This window comes from Streptococcus vestibularis (assembly GCF_900636445.1).
GTDB lineage: Bacteria > Bacillota > Bacilli > Lactobacillales > Streptococcaceae > Streptococcus > Streptococcus vestibularis.
On sequence record NZ_LR134275.1, the window covers coordinates 1,804,226 to 1,820,990 of the forward strand.

The 16,765-nt window shown below is 37.9% G+C and carries 14 protein-coding genes; all 14 read right to left on the bottom strand.

Annotated features, from left to right (window positions below; translation table 11 throughout):
• Positions 1 to 8: 8 nt before the first annotated feature.
• A complete protein-coding gene (gene comGD / locus EL076_RS09125) occupies positions 9 to 437 on the bottom strand; it encodes a competence type IV pilus minor pilin ComGD (protein WP_253665936.1) in 429 nt (142 codons plus the stop codon).
• Positions 397 to 723: a competence type IV pilus major pilin ComGC gene (gene comGC, locus EL076_RS09130; RefSeq protein ID WP_002885815.1), complete on the bottom strand. Its 327-nt coding sequence runs from the start codon at positions 721 to 723 to the stop codon at positions 397 to 399. Before comGC ends, comGD begins: the two co-directional genes overlap by 41 nt.
• On the bottom strand, positions 720 to 1,820 hold the full coding sequence (gene comGB, locus EL076_RS09135; protein WP_126430077.1) for a competence type IV pilus assembly protein ComGB: 1,101 nt from the start codon (positions 1,818 to 1,820) through the stop codon (positions 720 to 722). Before comGB ends, comGC begins: the two co-directional genes overlap by 4 nt.
• On the bottom strand, positions 1,702 to 2,643 hold the full coding sequence (comGA, locus tag EL076_RS09140; RefSeq protein ID WP_126430079.1) for a competence type IV pilus ATPase ComGA: 942 nt from the start codon (positions 2,641 to 2,643) through the stop codon (positions 1,702 to 1,704). Before comGA ends, comGB begins: the two co-directional genes overlap by 119 nt.
• A gap of 183 nt (positions 2,644 to 2,826) precedes the next feature.
• Positions 2,827 to 3,291 carry an IS200/IS605 family transposase gene (tnpA, locus tag EL076_RS09145; protein ID WP_002883780.1) on the bottom strand — a complete coding sequence of 155 codons (465 nt, stop codon included), beginning with the start codon at positions 3,289 to 3,291 and terminating at the stop codon, positions 2,827 to 2,829.
• 198 nt (positions 3,292 to 3,489) lie between these two features.
• Positions 3,490 to 3,852, bottom strand: a complete 363-nt coding sequence (locus tag EL076_RS09150) for a DUF1033 family protein (protein ID WP_126430081.1) — start codon at positions 3,850 to 3,852, stop codon at positions 3,490 to 3,492.
• A gap of 172 nt (positions 3,853 to 4,024) precedes the next feature.
• Positions 4,025 to 5,761 carry an ABC transporter ATP-binding protein gene (locus tag EL076_RS09155; RefSeq protein WP_126430083.1) on the bottom strand — a complete coding sequence of 579 codons (1,737 nt, stop codon included), beginning with the start codon at positions 5,759 to 5,761 and terminating at the stop codon, positions 4,025 to 4,027.
• A 17-nt stretch (positions 5,762 to 5,778) separates the two neighbouring features.
• Positions 5,779 to 6,537: a hypothetical protein gene (locus EL076_RS09160; protein ID WP_126430085.1), complete on the bottom strand. Its 759-nt coding sequence runs from the start codon at positions 6,535 to 6,537 to the stop codon at positions 5,779 to 5,781.
• 2 nt (positions 6,538 to 6,539) lie between these two features.
• Positions 6,540 to 7,421, bottom strand: coding sequence for an ABC transporter ATP-binding protein (locus tag EL076_RS09165; RefSeq protein WP_126430160.1), 882 nt, complete (start codon positions 7,419 to 7,421; stop codon positions 6,540 to 6,542).
• A complete protein-coding gene (locus EL076_RS10595) occupies positions 7,414 to 7,716 on the bottom strand; it encodes an Msa family membrane protein (RefSeq protein WP_408055274.1) in 303 nt (100 codons plus the stop codon). Before EL076_RS10595 ends, EL076_RS09165 begins: the two co-directional genes overlap by 8 nt.
• Positions 7,614 to 7,838: a hypothetical protein gene (locus tag EL076_RS09170; protein ID WP_126430087.1), complete on the bottom strand. Its 225-nt coding sequence runs from the start codon at positions 7,836 to 7,838 to the stop codon at positions 7,614 to 7,616. The genes EL076_RS10595 and EL076_RS09170 overlap by 103 nt, the downstream gene beginning before the upstream one ends.
• A gap of 12 nt (positions 7,839 to 7,850) precedes the next feature.
• Positions 7,851 to 8,432 carry a CPBP family intramembrane glutamic endopeptidase gene (locus EL076_RS09175; RefSeq protein WP_126430089.1) on the bottom strand — a complete coding sequence of 194 codons (582 nt, stop codon included), beginning with the start codon at positions 8,430 to 8,432 and terminating at the stop codon, positions 7,851 to 7,853.
• Positions 8,433 to 9,158: 726 nt separating this feature from the next.
• Positions 9,159 to 12,797, bottom strand: coding sequence for a DNA-directed RNA polymerase subunit beta' (gene rpoC, locus EL076_RS09180; RefSeq protein WP_126430090.1), 3,639 nt, complete (start codon positions 12,795 to 12,797; stop codon positions 9,159 to 9,161).
• Between the two features lie 100 nt (positions 12,798 to 12,897).
• The gene (rpoB, locus tag EL076_RS09185) at positions 12,898 to 16,479 is read right to left on the bottom strand and encodes a DNA-directed RNA polymerase subunit beta (protein ID WP_126430091.1); all 3,582 of its coding nucleotides are present in this window, start codon (positions 16,477 to 16,479) and stop codon (positions 12,898 to 12,900) included.
• Between the last annotated feature and the right edge of the window lie 286 nt (positions 16,480 to 16,765).

The following is a 16,765-nucleotide window of genomic DNA, read 5'->3' on the forward strand; positions in this document are numbered from 1 at the left end:
TATAGCCTCTAAGAGACCGTCTTTTTATATTTACCGCTGCCCATGTTAAGCTGATAGGTCACCACCTCCTTATCACTTGAAAAACGAATCTTCGTGAGGCTAGAGTTACCTCCTTTGGCATTAAACACTAGCGTCTGCCCCTTATCCAGATGAATATTTTTAGGAATCACCAGACTGGATTTTCCGTTACTGATTTTATCCTTGGTCAACTGCAATTCAACATTGGCCCCTTTCGCCGCTGCCAATCGCTGACTATCTCGGTATAGGTACTCAAAGCGCAGATAAAAAAGATTAGTCTCAACCTGCTGAAAAATACCTGTGACTGAGCCTGACAAACTCAGAGTGAGAAAGGCAACCACTGCTAGAGTCACCAGACTCTCCAACAAGGTAAAGGCTCTAATTGGCCACTGAGCGGCTTTCGCCACCATGTTTCGCATAATAATCATTGTATGAATCTGCCTGTTTTTGCGTGATTTGACCTTCTGAAACAAGAGCGGCTAAGCTAGCTGTCTTGTTATTCTTCATTTCATAAAGTTCTGCTTGAGAATCCACGACCTTGACCACAGCCGCATTTCCAGTCTCTTTAACAGAATCCTTCTGCTTGCTCAAGTTAGGTACAAAGAGCAAAAGGAGAATACTGATAATGAGAAGCACGACCAACATTTCAATCAGTGTAAAAGCTCGTAGTTTAACGGCATTCAATTTTTTTAACATCATTTTCATGACATCATTCCTTCCATATTTTGATACATTGGTAATAGCATGGCTGCATAGATCATTACAATCACGACAGCAACAATAATAAAAATGAGGGGTTGCACAAAGGTTGTTGCCTTATTAAGACGGTTAAAGAAAGCCTGCCAAACCTCTTCAGCATAGACTTCTAACTCATAGCCCAACCTAGCATTAGCCTCTCCATAAGCAATAATCAAGGATAGCTCCTTAGTGAAGAAAGGGTGACTAGCAATACGATCAGGAAAACTCTGTCCTAGCATCAAGGCCTCTTCTAAATCAGCCCCCAGCTCACGAAAGAGCTTGGACTTTTGCTCTTGCATAAGAGAAACCAAGTCTAACAGGTCAATCCCTTGTCCTAAGAGATTTCCCCATTCCCTAGCATAATAGGCGGTCGTATATAGCCTGATAGTTTGGCCTATAAAAGGGATTTTTGCCATTCGTCGATAAAAGACAAGGGCTGGCTGGCGTTTGACCCATAGATAGAGAATTAAGCTTAATACAAGAAGTCCGCACAAAGTCACAAAAAAGAGCTGGGGAAAAATCTGAACCAACTGTACAGCCCAATTCTCCTTACCATCCCCCTCTAACAATTGAGGTAAAAGATAATTTTTAAGTCCTAACATAATCAGAATCAGGAAACCCAGAAGTAGGATAGGGTAGGTCGCTACCTCCATGAGTTTCTTACGAACCTTGGTCATACGAAGCATGTAGGCTTCAATCTTGGTTAAACTTCCTAGAAGATTACCATGCTTATCAGCAAGGGCAATCTGAGTAACAATATTGTCCGAAAAACCCACTGACGCAAACATCTTGTCTAGCCTGTCGCCTCGCATTAAGCTTGCTTTCATAAGAGATAATGACGATTCTTTCAACAAGTGACTTCGCTCCAAAAAGGCTACGATTTCAGTTAAGGTAAAACCGGCCTTTAGAAGTTGTTTGAAGAGCTGGATAACCTTGACTTGCTGATTAATCTTTAATTTTTTCCCCTTGGATATCCCCTTCAGTGAGATATCCTTGTTTAACCAAGCCTTCCAACTGTTGGTTCCAGCTGGTTGACGAATGGCTTTGGAAATTTTCACTGGCAAAATCAATCACACCTCCTCCCTTAATCAAACGCATATAGGCAATCCCTTGAAGAGCATTATCCAACTCAGACTTATCTACACCGAGGTCCAGAAGACGCTCATAAACACCTGCCACACTCTTTGCGTGAATAGTTGAAAGAACAGTCACTCCTGTCAGACTAGCTCTAATAACCGCTCGAGCAGTCTCCTTATCTCGAATTTCTCCAATAATCAAAACATCCGGGCGGTGACGTAGTGATAGCTTAATCAAATTATCATAGGTCATGTCAATTGCCTGATTTACCTGGAGTTGCAAGACATTATCCTGTTTAATTTCCACAGGATCTTCAATAGAAATCACCTGCTGTCCCTTAAAACGCTCCTGAACCAATTCATGCATAAGTGTGGTCTTCCCAGAACCTACGGGACCCGCAAAGAGATACAGTCCTCGATAATCCAATGCATCCTTAATAGGCTGAATTCCTTGATTCCAGTAAGTTAGCTCTCTTCGTTCAGAATGAAGAACACGAATAACCAAGCTCTCCAAACCTCGATAGTCTCCAACAGTTGATAAACGCAGAGAAACCAAGTGACCGTCACCACAATCATAGTCACAAGAGCCCAATTGACTCCTACGCTTCTCACCTACCATCATTCCCGCCACAAATTTAAAGTGACCAATAAGACTAGCCATGAAATCAGGCCGATATACATCAATCAATCTCCTCTCTTGCCCAACTCGCATATAGAGCTCATAATTATCCTGACGTGGAATGACATAGATGTCTTGAGCCCCACAACTATCAGCATTTTTGATTATTTCCTTAGCAAATTCTGTTATCATAAGGACCTCCTCATAAACCTATTCGTAAAAAGTTTAAAAAAATCATAACCACCCGTCTAACGGGTGGTTTGATCAAGGGCTATAAGCCCATAATACCAGCCAGCGCCTAAAGACGCTGGCTTTCACTTTGTTCAAGCCTTATTGCTTTTGACTCGTCACAAGCCTCTCAAAGAGGCATTCGCATTACTTACCGTTATCCCTAAAGGGATTTTCATATTCTTTCACGCTTAATTTATCTAAAGCGATATCATGCTTCTCTTGTTCCTGAATATATTTCTTAATTGTGGCTTCATTAAGTCCTACCGTACTTACATAATAACCTTCTGCCCAAAAATGTCTGTTCCCAAATTTATATTTTAAATTGGCGTGTTTATCAAACATCATTAATGCACTTTTACCTTTCAAATATCCCATAAAACTAGCTACACTCATTCGTGGTGGAATACTTACTAACATATGGACATGATCTGGCATTAAGTGGCCTTCTATTATTTCAACGCCTTTATATTGGCATAGTCTATGAAAAATCTCTCCCAAACTACTCCTATATTGATTATAGATTATTTTTCGTCTATACTTAGGTGTAAATACAATGTGGTACTTACACATCCATTTTGTATGTGATAAACTGTGAGCTTTTTGCGCCATAGTCTTAACTCCTTCCGCTTTACAATTGGCTTGAACACCTATATTGTAACTCGTTTGGAGTTTTTTTGTTATGACGGTATAACCTTCGATGCGCACCCGCATAGCGGGTGGTTTATCTGTTTCGCACCTTCGGAGCGAAACGGACTTAAAGTCACATAAATGAAAAGAAGCTCGAAAAAATTCGAGCTTCTGCATTGTTTAACGTTTAATTTTACAGTGGGCATGACTTGGAAGGTCATTTCGCTTTTCATATCCCGGACGGTGTTTTTCCTCAGGAATTTCCTGCCAATCATCTAAAAGTGCAATCGATCGATAGACCTGCAAGTATTCGTCACACTCCTCACACCAGTGTTTATCCTCTTGGTCCCAAAAAGCAGTCATGACACTACTACGACTGATGTAACTTGGCAAGATTTCTTCCATGGCAAACCAAAGTTTTTTATAGTACTTGAGGGCATCGTAAAAATTTTCAAATTCCTTAGTACTTATAATATCCTCCTGCCAACCTTCCAAGAACCACCACGGTTCCAAATCCCCTTTCATTTCAACTACTTGGTACATTTTTCTTTCTCACTTCATCTTTGGTGTCCTTATTATACAAAATTTTCTGGAAAAGATAAAAAATATGGTCTTATTTTTCACATATAGCAAGAATCTAGCAAGAATCGAAGAGTTTTTGATTTTATAAATCGGTAGTGTACAATCTCATACAATCAACCTATTATTCAAATATCTAAAATAAACTTTCACTATATATTTTTTTATAAGTTTCGCTGTAGTTTAATAGATGTTGATGTGTTCCAAAATGAGTTACTGTACCATCATTTTCTAATACAATAATTAAATCAGATTCAATAATAGTTTTTAAACGATGAGCAATAACAATGGTAGTTATAGTTCCTTTTATCTCTAACAAAGTATTGATAATAAGGCTTTCAGTCATTGTGTCTAGATTTGCTGTTGCTTCATCCATTAATAAAATCTTAGGATTACTTATTAAAGCTCTGGCAATATTTAATCTTTGTTTTTGTCCCTCAGAAAGTTCTACTCCACCCTCGCCAATAATTGTATCTAAACCATTAGAAAAGTGATTAACAAAATCATATGCTCCTGACTTTTTCAAAGCACTTTCAATACTCATATCATCTACGTTACTATTTTTTCCATACAGCAAATTAGATTTAATAGTTCCCGAAAAGAAACCACTTTCTTGAAAAACACAAGAAATTTGTTTTCGAATAGTATCTGTAGAAATATTTTTTAGTGGCACACCGTCTATCAAAATATCTCCGTCATATTCATTAAAAAATTTCAATAATAAGGAAAATAAGGTCGTTTTACCTGACCCACTTGGACCAACTATAGCAATAAATTTTTTTGAAGGTAACTCTATATTGATATTATTTAAAACTTTTGTAACACCATCATAGCTAAAAGATAAATTATTTAGAGAAATATTTCCTTTTGAAATATTAAAATCTATCGAATCTGGTGAATCGTTTTCAATATTAATAGCTAAAATATCTGTAATACGTCTTAAAGTCCCTTTAACTTCAAAAAATTCTGATATGCTAGAAAAAATACTCGTGATTGGACTAATAACTTGAATAATATATAAGATAAAAGTCACCATCTCACCAATAGATAATAAACCTTGATTCACTTGCCAACTAGTATATAACAAAAAACTAAGTACCAAAAGGATTAATAAACCAGATGTCAAAGTATTAAGAATAGAGGCTGTAGCGACCATACGAACAAAATTATAGTAAATCTTATTAAATTTACCTTTAAATGTACTTACTTCTTGTTTTGCTCCTAAATAAGACTTTACCAACTTATTATTTAAAACCTTTTGAGTAAAGCTTCCACTAACATCACCTAAATATGTCTGGTGTAAATTATAAAGTCGCTCTAATTTCCTATTAAAAGGCATGACAAGCAAACTAGCTAATGCTGTTGCTAAAAAGGCTATAACAGTAAGACGAAAATTTATTGATACAAGTATAACGCTCGTTCCTAAAACGATAATAGCATTTATTATTAGTTGAGGAATAGTCGTAGTAACAATTTTGGCTGTTTCTGATATATCGTTTGTTAAACGACTTGTAAGGTCTCCTGCTGAAAATCTATTTAACTGATAAATAGGTAGATTCAAGCAATGATTAACAAACTCATTCTCCATATTCTTAATAACCCTAGCTCCAACCTTGCCTAACAAAAATGCAGCTAATCCTTGAATAATATAAATTATAAAGATAGCAATCATTCCTAAAAAGATTATAGATTTATGTAATAAAATAAAATTCATTCTATCACGGTCTGCCAGAGTACCCATAATCAAAGGCAAAGCGAGCGTAGACAAAGCACCGATAATACTTAGAACCAATCCAATTATAAATAAAAATCGTTCAGGTATAAGAAAATATCTAATTTGAAATAATATTGAAGAACTTTTTTTACTCTTCATAAGAGTACCTCAACCCACTAATACTCAAGTCTACTATAAAAATATAAAGAAGCAATATACAAAATTGCATAGTAGACTACAAATAATAACATAATAAGTAATATACTACTATTAAAAGACATATGACCTAACACATTAACATAACCGTTCGGAAACACATATTTTAGCGAAGCAAGATGTGGAGCTATAAAAGAAAAAGATGCAAAAATAATTCCTACAAGCATAGTGAATCCATTTGTCAAGATAATTGATGCCAAACTGGCAACTAATAAACACAACAAAAACACCAAAATAGTCCCTAAAATACTAATTACCGTATACTGTACATCATCAATTTGGGAAGGCCAAAGCTTACCTGACGTATATGGTTGATGAACCAAATAGACATAATAAGTAAACAATGATGAAAAGAAAGTTATTACTATATACAATATTTGAAACAATAAAATCGCTCCTAGCTTTGCATTTAAAATAACTTTTCTACTAATATCTTTGTAAAGATACATAATACCACTTGTAATTTCATCTCTAAAAATCGTACTTACAATATAAATAAAAACTACTAATGGCAAGGTCATTTGGTACTGAGTAAATAAAACTGCACTAAAAAACTCAAAAAAGCTTAGTGACCCAACTGGGGCGCTCAATTGCATAAAATTGGTATTAAATAATCCTACAACAATTAATAGCATTGGGAAAAAGCTAAAAGCTAACGCAATTTTTGATTCTTTTTTCTTCAACAATGCTTTAAAAAAAGGTAATGTTAAGTAATTCATTCCTATTCCTCCACAAATAATCTTTCTAAACTATCCTTTTTTGATAAAACATTATTAATTAGCTTAGCAACTGCAAGTTGTTCCAAGATACTATTTAATGCTTCATTATTTACAGAATTATCAATTTCAATATTATTTTCACTATACTTTAAGCTATATTTTTTCACAAGATTCTCTATCAAATGATTATCTTCATCTCTGAAAATCTCATTCAGCTCTATTATAATACTATTTTGCTCCGTACTGATTTTATCATCAATTATCCCTGATTCAATGAAAAGATAACGTGTACACAAGTCTTCTAATTCTGCTAACTGATGACTAGATATTATCATTGATGTTTTATTAACTTTTGACCATTGTTTTAAAATTTCCAATAAATTTTTAACACCAATAGGATCTAAACCCACAAAAGGCTCATCTAATAACACAAATTGAGGTTCCGTAACAAGAGCCAATGCTAAAGCAGTTCTTTGTTTCATACCAAAAGAAAAATCTATAGGTTTTCTATCTTTAGCTTCCCAAAGTCCGACTAATTTCAGTATTTTTTCGATATTATCTTGATACTGTTCTTTCTTATGAATTTTAAGATATAACTTTAAGTTTTCTTCAACACTAATTTGTGGAAAGAATACAGGTTCTATCATGATTCCAAAATCTTTAAGAATATTATCTTCTTTAAAAATGTCCCTACCATTGAAAAAAACAGTCCCTTCTGTAGGATTTTGAGATTTTGCTAATATTTTGAGCAAAGTACTCTTCCCTGAACCATTTTTACCTACTAAACCTATAATATCTCCCTCTTCAATCGTAAAATTAGCATTTTCTAAAGAATAAAAATCATTACCTTTATATTTTTTTCCTAACCCTTTTACTTCAATTATTGCCATTTTTCTTCACCATACGTTCTAAAATTTTTAAAATAATATATTCCACCAAAAAGTATAATAGAACAACAAATATAATTTGAGATGGTTCAATTAAACTAGTATTTATCTTGATATACATCTCCCCGCTTGTAATTGTATTGTGCTCAATAAATTTAGTCCATGAGCTTGAGTTTTCCAAAAAAACTCCTATAATAATATAAGTAAGTAAAGAAATTGTTGGAAAAACCAAGCAATAAAGTGATTTTTTTTCTTTTTTAAAACTGCTGAAGCGGAAAGTGCCGAATTTAATATTAGCGGGAAAAGATAAATAATAAAAATAAATCCTAAAATGGTTAAACTTAATAAAAATTTTGTCCCAATAATAACTAAAAGTATATTTAATATACTCGCAATGATAATATAAAACAACATGACATCTCCTCCTTACCCAAAAATACTCCCAACACAAATATTATAAAACCAATGAAATGCAATTGAACTTTGTAATCCAAAATAATCTGCTAAAATATATAAAATAATACTAGCAGGAAACTTCACCACAAAATTTAACAAAAAATCACCATTTAAATGTAAAAGAATTGCAAATACTAGAGAACCTAAAATAAAAGCCTCTCGTTTTGTAAAACAAGACAATAATACACTTAAAATAATTCCTCTGAATAAAAATTCCTCACAAGTTGCTATAATTAATGCATGTATTGTTTCTCCTGATTTAAAAACAAAAATAGAAATAAACAGAATAACAATCAATAAAATAATAGCAAAAACAATATTAAACTTAGGCTTAATAAATTTAAATCCTAAAAGGTGTAAAAATAATAACGGTATTGCTATAAAACCTACTGAAGATGAAAAAGCCAAAATACAATTAATAATCATTTGATTGTCTACACTCCAAAAAAGAGCAAAGACATTACCAATATTAACAAATAAACCTGCTAATACCACCATACCAATTGAAATGATTATTGCTTCAAATTTACTATGAGATTCTTTCATAAACATAAATTAAACTTTTAACAAAAATAAAAACAGTTGAGAGAATCAGCTACCTTCCTCTCAACTGCAGTTATGATCAGCTACTCCAAAACAATCTGCACACAAGGGTATACCTTACCAGTGCCATTTTTTACCAGAGTATCCAAAAGATACGATACCCAAGTTAATCTCATTACGTGAGAATAATTTTTTTAAAAATCCCATGATGCAACCTCCCAACGTTAATTATTCAGCTAACGTTAACCTCTTTACAATCACATTATGAAGAAACCGCTTTCTTTTGTCAAGCTTTTTTTATTTTTTGTTGCGAAACATAAATTCTTTTAAAATATAAAGATACTAAAATCGCATAAAATCAATAAAAATCCTTTACTCTATATGTATAAATCTCTATAAACTACCTGTAGGGGGCATCTAAAAATAAGAAAAAAACTTGATTTCAAGGTTTCAGATTGAAGACAAAGTCCTCAGAAGTTATACTTCTGGGGACTTTTCTTACTTTGAAGGAGTATAATAAAAAGGTATTTGAAGAGGTGCTTCTATGTTTCACAAAGAAAACCTTGAGTATAATCGACATCAAGTAGGCTTCTATACGCTTGATGAACTTGTGCCTAAAGACCATTTTCTAAGAAAAGTTGACAAAGAGCCGCTTTTCGTCACCCACTACAGTTGACAAAGAGCCATAAATACGAAAAGAACCCACAATTCATTGTGAGCTCTTTTGCTTTCATTTTAGTCTTCAGATGTTTCCACAATTGCTTCATCAACAGCAATGTTTTCAATAACTTCAACTTCGTTAACTGAAAGTGGTTCAATGTTACGGTAACGAGCCATGCCTGTACCAGCAGGGATAGTCTTACCAATAATAACATTTTCTTTAAGACCAAGGAGATGGTCTTTCTTACCACGGATAGCTGCATCTGTAAGGACACGTGTTGTTTCTTGGAAGGAAGCCGCTGATAAGAATGAATTTGTTTCAAGTGAGGCTTTCGTAATACCAAGAAGGACTGGACGAGATGTTGCAGGAACACCACCAGAGATAACAATATCCTTGTTAGCATCTGTGAAGTCAGAAATGTCCATAAGTGTACCTGGAAGGAGGTCTGTATCACCTGGATCCATAACGCATACTTTACGAAGCATTTGACGAACCATTACTTCGACGTGTTTGTCACCGATTTCTACCCCTTGGCTACGGTAAACTTTTTGCACTTCTGCAAGAAGATAAGTTTCAACTGACAAGGTATCACGTACTTCAAGGAGACGTTTAGGTTGGATTGACCCTTCTGTCAAGGCCGCACCACGGTGTACTTCGTCACCAACTTCTACTTTCATACGAGCTGTAAATGGAACGACGTACTCACCCATTCCAGTCTTACCTTGAACAAAGACTTTCTTAGTACGTGTCGCAGCATCTTCTTCGATTTCAATAACAGTACCCTTAACTTCAGTGATAACCGCTTCCCCTTTAGGGTTACGTGCTTCAAAGATTTCCTGGATACGTGGAAGACCCTGTGTGATATCGGTGTTTGAGGCTACCCCACCGGTGTGGAAGGTACGCATGGTAAGCTGTGTACCAGGTTCCCCGATAGATTGGGCAGCGATAGTACCAACTGCTTCACCAACTTCAACCGCATCACCTGTCGCCAAGTTGATACCGTAACAGTGACGGCAGACACCGTGACGTGTGTTACATGTAAAGACTGAACGGATAGTTACTTCTTCAACACCAGCATTGACAATAGCTGCAGCCATGTCTTCAGTAATCAAAGTATCTGGACCTACGATTACTTCACCTGTTGTAGGGTTCTTAACTGATTTCTTAGTATAACGCCCTTGAAGACGTTCTTCAAGTGTTTCCGTAACTTCTTTACCGTCAGTAATAGCACGGATGAGAAGACCACGATCTGTTCCACAGTCATCTTCACGAATAATAACATCTTGAGCAACATCAACCAGACGACGAGTAAGGTAACCTGAGTCAGCTGTCTTAAGGGCCGTATCGGTCATACCTTTACGCGCACCGTGAGTAGAGAAGAACATTTCCAAAACACTCAAACCTTCACGGAAGTTTGAAAGGATAGGCAATTCCATGATACGTCCGTTAGGAGCAGCCATCAAACCACGCATACCGGCAAGTTGAGAGAAGTTAGAGATGTTACCACGAGCTCCCGAGTCCATCATCATAACGATTGGGTTCTTAGGATCTTGTGTCTCAATCAGACGTTTTTCAAGTGCTTCTTTCGCTTCACGCCATGTTGTTGTAACAGCAACATAGCGGTCATCTTCTGTCATCAAACCACGACGGAAAGCTTTGTTAATTTCTTCAACACGGTGGTGAGCAGCATCGATAATTTCTTGTTTGTTATCGATAACTGGGATATCGGCGATACCCACTGTCAATCCAGCAAGTGTTGAGTGGTAGTAACCAAGGTCTTTCAAACGGTCAAGGAAGGCTGATGTTTCAGTCGTACGAAGACGTTTGAAGGTTTCAGCGATGATGTTACCAAGATTTTTCTTCTTGAATGGCGCATTAATTTCCAAACTATCAATAACTGTTTGGATATCTTGACCTGGTTCAAGGAAGTACTTATCTGGTGTACTATCTGTCAAGTTCTCATTTGTTGTTTCTTGAAGATATGGAATTTCTGCTGGAATGATTGAGTTAAAGAGAATCTTACCAACAGTTGTAACGAAAATCTTGTGAAGTTGGTTTTCTTTCCAAGGTTTATCAGGCATGCTGTCTACTGCGATACCGACACGGCTATGCAAGTGAACATAACCATTACGATAAGCCATAACTGCCTCATCAATATCCTTGAAGACCATACCTTCACCCTCACGGCCTTCTTCTTCCATAGTCAAGTAGTAGTTACCAAGAACCATATCCTGAGATGGCGTTACGACCGGTTTACCGTCTTTAGGGTTAAGGATGTGTTCAGCCGCAAGAAGGAGCAAACGTGCTTCAGCTTGAGCTTCTTCAGACAATGGAACGTGGATGGCCATTTGGTCACCGTCAAAGTCGGCATTGTAGGCCTCACATACCAATGGGTGAAGACGAAGGGCCTTACCATCAATCAAGACAGGTTCGAAGGCTTGGATACCCAAACGGTGGAGGGTAGGTGCGCGGTTAAGAAGTACTGGGTGTTCCTTGATAACATCTTCAAGAATATCCCAAATACGTTCGTCACCACGTTCAACCATACGTTTAGCAGCTTTCACGTTACCTGCGTATTCACGCGCAACGATTTCACGCATAACAAATGGTTTGAAAAGTTCGATGGCCATCAAACGGGGAACACCACATTGATACATTTTAAGTGTTGGACCAACGGCAATAACGGAACGTCCAGAGAAGTCGACACGTTTACCAAGTAAGTTTTGACGGAAACGGCCTTGTTTACCTTTAAGCATGTGACTCAAAGATTTAAGTGGACGACTACCTGGTCCAGTAATTGGACGACCACGACGTCCATTATCAATAAGAGCGTCAACCGCTTCTTGCAACATACGTTTTTCGTTTTGCACGATGATACCTGGAGCACTCAACTCAAGCAAACGAGCCAAACGGTTGTTACGGTTGATCACACGACGGTAGAGGTCGTTCAAGTCAGATGCTGCAAAACGACCACCGTCCAATTGAACCATCGGACGAAGATCTGGTGGCAATACTGGCAAGATGTTAAGTACCATCCATTCTGGTTTATTACCAGACTTGTAGAAGGCATCAAGAACGTCCAAACGACGAACTGCTTTAACACGTTTTTGACCAGTTGCTGTCTTCAACTCTTCTTTGAGTTCAGCAATTTCCACTTCCAAATCTACTTGTTTCAAGAGATCTTGTATTGCTTCTGCACCCATTTTAGCGACAAATGAACCATGACCATACTCTTGCAATTTTTCACGATATTCACGTTCAGTCAAGAGAGATTTTGGCTCAAGTGGCGTTTCCTTTGGATCGATAACCACGTAAGCTGCGAAGTAAATAACTTCTTCAAGCGCACGAGGACTCATATCCAAAGTCAATCCCATACGAGAAGGGATTCCCTTGAAGTACCAGATATGTGATACTGGTGCTTTCAACTCGATGTGACCCATACGTTCGCGACGAACCTTAGCACGTGTTACTTCAACACCACAGCGGTCACAAACAATACCTTTATAACGGATACGTTTGTATTTCCCACACGCACATTCCCAGTCTTTAGTAGGACCAAAGATCACTTCGTCGAAGAGACCTTCGCGTTCTGGTTTGAGCGTACGGTAGTTGATTGTTTCAGGTTTCTTAACTTCACCATAAGACCATGAACGGACCTTGGTTGGTGAAGCTAGTGTGATTTGCATACTTTTAAATCGATTTACGTCAACCACTAGTATTACCTTTCTTTTGTTCTATTGACAATAGCAGCGCTATTCTAACCTTTATCAGCTACCTTAGCAGAGAGATTTAACTCCCTCTCTAAAGCTTATTTTATTCTGTTTTATCTGAAGCTTCTTCTTTATCTTTTTCTAATTCAGTAGCTTCTTGGGCTTGTTGTACACGTGCTTTTTCAAGATCATCAACGTGCATGACGTCGTCATCTTCACCTTCATCAAGATCACGCAATTCAACTTCATGATCGTCTTCATCAAGGACACGCATATCAAGACCGAGTGATTGCAATTCTTTAACAAGTACTCGGAATGATTCTGGTACACCTGGTTTTGGAATTGGTTTACCTTTAGTGATAGCTTCATAGGCTTTCAAACGTCCATTAACGTCATCAGACTTGTAAGTCAAGATTTCTTGAAGAATGTTTGATGCACCGTAAGCTTCAAGGGCCCAAACCTCCATCTCACCGAAACGTTGTCCACCAAATTGTGCTTTACCACCAAGAGGTTGTTGAGTAACAAGTGAGTAAGGACCAACTGAACGGGCGTGAAGTTTATCATCAACCATGTGGTGAAGTTTGATCATGTACATGACACCAACTGACACACGATTATCAAACGGCTCACCTGTACGGCCATCGTAAAGGATTGTCTTAGCATCGCTGTCCATACCAGCTTCACGAACAGTATCCCAGAGATCTTCTGAGCTTGCCCCATCAAAGACTGGTGTTGCGATGTGGATACCCAAGTTACGAGCAGCCATACCAAGGTGAAGTTCCATAACCTGACCAATGTTCATACGTGATGGCACCCCAAGAGGGTTCAACATGATATCAACTGGTGTACCGTCTGGAAGGTAAGGCATGTCTTCAACAGGAACAATACGAGAAACAACCCCTTTGTTACCGTGACGACCGGCCATCTTATCTCCGACCTTGATTTTACGTTTTTGAGCGATGTAAACACGAACAAGCATGTTAACACCTGATTGCAATTCATCACCGTTTGCACGTGTAAAGATTTTAACATCACGAACGACACCATCACCACCGTGAGGTACACGGAGTGATGTATCACGTACTTCACGAGATTTATCACCAAAGATAGCATGGAGAAGACGTTCTTCAGCAGAAAGGTCTTTTTCACCCTTAGGTGTTACCTTACCAACAAGAATATCACCTTCTTTAACCTCAGCACCAATACGGATAATACCCATTTCGTCAAGGTCTTTAAGGGCTTCTTCACCAACGTTTGGCAATTCACGTGTGATTTCTTCAGGTCCAAGCTTTGTATCACGTGTTTCTGATTCGAATTCTTCCAAGTGAACAGATGTATAAACATCGTCTTTCACGAGGCGTTCACTCATGATAACGGCATCCTCGAAGTTGTAACCTTCCCATGTCATGTATGCGACAATAGGGTTTTGACCGAGGGCCATTTCGCCACCTTCCATAGATGGACCGTCAGCGATAAAGTCTCCTTTTTCAACAATATCACCAACCTTAACCAAAGTACGTTGGTTGTAGGCAGTACCTGAGTTTGAACGACGGAATTTTTGAATAGTATAAACATCAAGAGAACCATCTTCACGACGAACTTCAACCTTATCGGCGTCAGAATAAACAACTTTACCGTCGTGTTGAGCGATAACTGCAGCACCTGAATCGTGGGCAGCTTGATATTCCATACCAGTACCAACATAAGGTGCTTTTGGATCAATCAAAGGCACAGCCTGACGTTGCATGTTGGCACCCATGAGGGCACGGTTAGAGTCATCGTTTTCCAAGAAAGGAATACATGCTGTCGCAACGGCAACTACCTGTTTAGGAGAAACATCCACGAAATCTACAAGGTGTGATGGGTATTCTTGGTTATTACCTTGGTGACGACCCATGACAATTTCTTCTGCAAATGTTCCATCTTCGTTCAACTTAGAGTTGGCCTGAGCAACTGTGTACTCATCTTCTTCGTCAGCAGTCAACCAAACCACTTCGTTGGTTACTTTACCAGTTGCACGGTCAACTTTACGGTATGGTGTTTGAATGAAACCGTACTTGTTAAGGTGTCCATATGAAGACAAGTTATTGATCAAACCGATGTTAGGTCCTTCAGGTGTTTCAATTGGACACATACGACCGTAGTGCGTGTAGTGCACGTCACGAACTTCATATCCGGCACGGTCACGTGTCAAACCACCAGGTCCCAAGGCTGACAAACGACGTTTGTGTGACAACTCTGACAATGGGTTGTGCTGGTCCATGAACTGTGACAACTGTGAAGAACCGAAGAATTCTTTAACAGCTGCAGTTACAGGACGAATATTGATGATTTGTTGTGGTGTCAAGACTTCATTATCTTGAACTGACATACGTTCACGCACGTTACGTTCCATACGAGCCAAACCAATACGGAATTGGTTAGCAAGCAATTCACCAACAGCACGGATACGACGGTTACCAAGGTGGTCGATATCGTCTACTTTACCGATACCTTCAGCAAGGTTGAGGAAGTAGCTCATTTCAGCCAAGATATCCGCTGTTGTCAAAGCACGAACTTTATCATCTGGGTTGGCATTACCAACAATTGTAACCACACGATCTGGATCATTTGGTGCAACAACCTTGAATTTTTGAAGAACAACAGGTTCTGTAACCACCGCATAATCGTTTGGTGTGTATACAAATTTGTTCAAATCACCATCCAAGTGTTCTGCGATTGAATCAATCACATCACGTGTCATTTCAGTACCAGCTTCAAGAAGGATTTCACCTGTTTCAGGATCTACTAAGTTTTCAGCAATTGTTTGTCCCAAAAGACGTGTCTTGATGTTAAGTTTTTTGTTAACTTTGTAACGACCAACAGCAGCCAAGTCGTAACGACGTGGGTCGAAGAAGCGAGCTACAAGCAAGCTACGTGAGCTGTCAGCAGTTTTGGGTTCACCTGGACGAAGTCGTTCATAAATTTCTTTAAGTGCTTCATCAGTGCGCGAATCTGCTGGATTTTTGTGGATATCTTTTTCAACAGTGTTACGAACCAACTCGCTATCACCAAAGATATCAACAATTTCGTCATCACCTGAGAATCCAAGCGCACGCACAAGCGTTGTGAATGGGATCTTACGTGTACGGTCGATACGAGTGTAGGCGATATCTTTTGAATCTGTTTCAAGCTCAAGCCATGCCCCACGGTTAGGAATAACTGTTGATCCGTAACCCACTTTGCCGTTTTTATCAACCTTATCGTTAAAGTAAACACCAGGTGAACGCACCAACTGAGAAACGATAATACGTTCACCACCATTGATGATGAAAGTACCCATCTCAGTCATAATTGGAAAATCTCCGAAGAAGACTTCCTGAGTTTTGATTTCACCAGTTTCTTTGTTAATAAGGCGGAAAGTCACAAAGATTGGTGCTGAGTATGATGCATCGTGGATACGAGCTTCCTCAAGTGTATACTTAGGTTCCTTCAATTCGTAACCAACAAATTCCAATTCCATGGTGTCTGTGAAGTTTGAAATGGGAAGTACATCCTCAAAAACCTCTTTAAGACCAGTATCTAAGAATTCTTTGAATGAATCCGTTTGGATTTCAATCAAGTTTGGTAAATCAAGAACTTCTTTGATTCTTGAAAAACTACGACGGGTACGATGCTTCCCGTATTGAACGTCATGTCCTGCCAAGTCTTCTACTCCTTTTCTACATTCGAGACCTGCTTTGCAAGTCGTGCACTTTAAATATTTGTCTCCTGCCTTTTTCAGTTGCTTGTCCCGCTAACAAGTGATTAGATACTAACATCCACTTATCCGATTAACGATAAGCGAAAACTTTAATCTGTGAATTTTTAGAACCTTTAAATATGTATTACAATAACCAAAAATCCTAAAAATAAGCACAAAAATAGCAGCTAAATCTGACCGAAAAAACGTTGATTTAACTGCTGTATCTCTTGATTGGACAATATTTCAA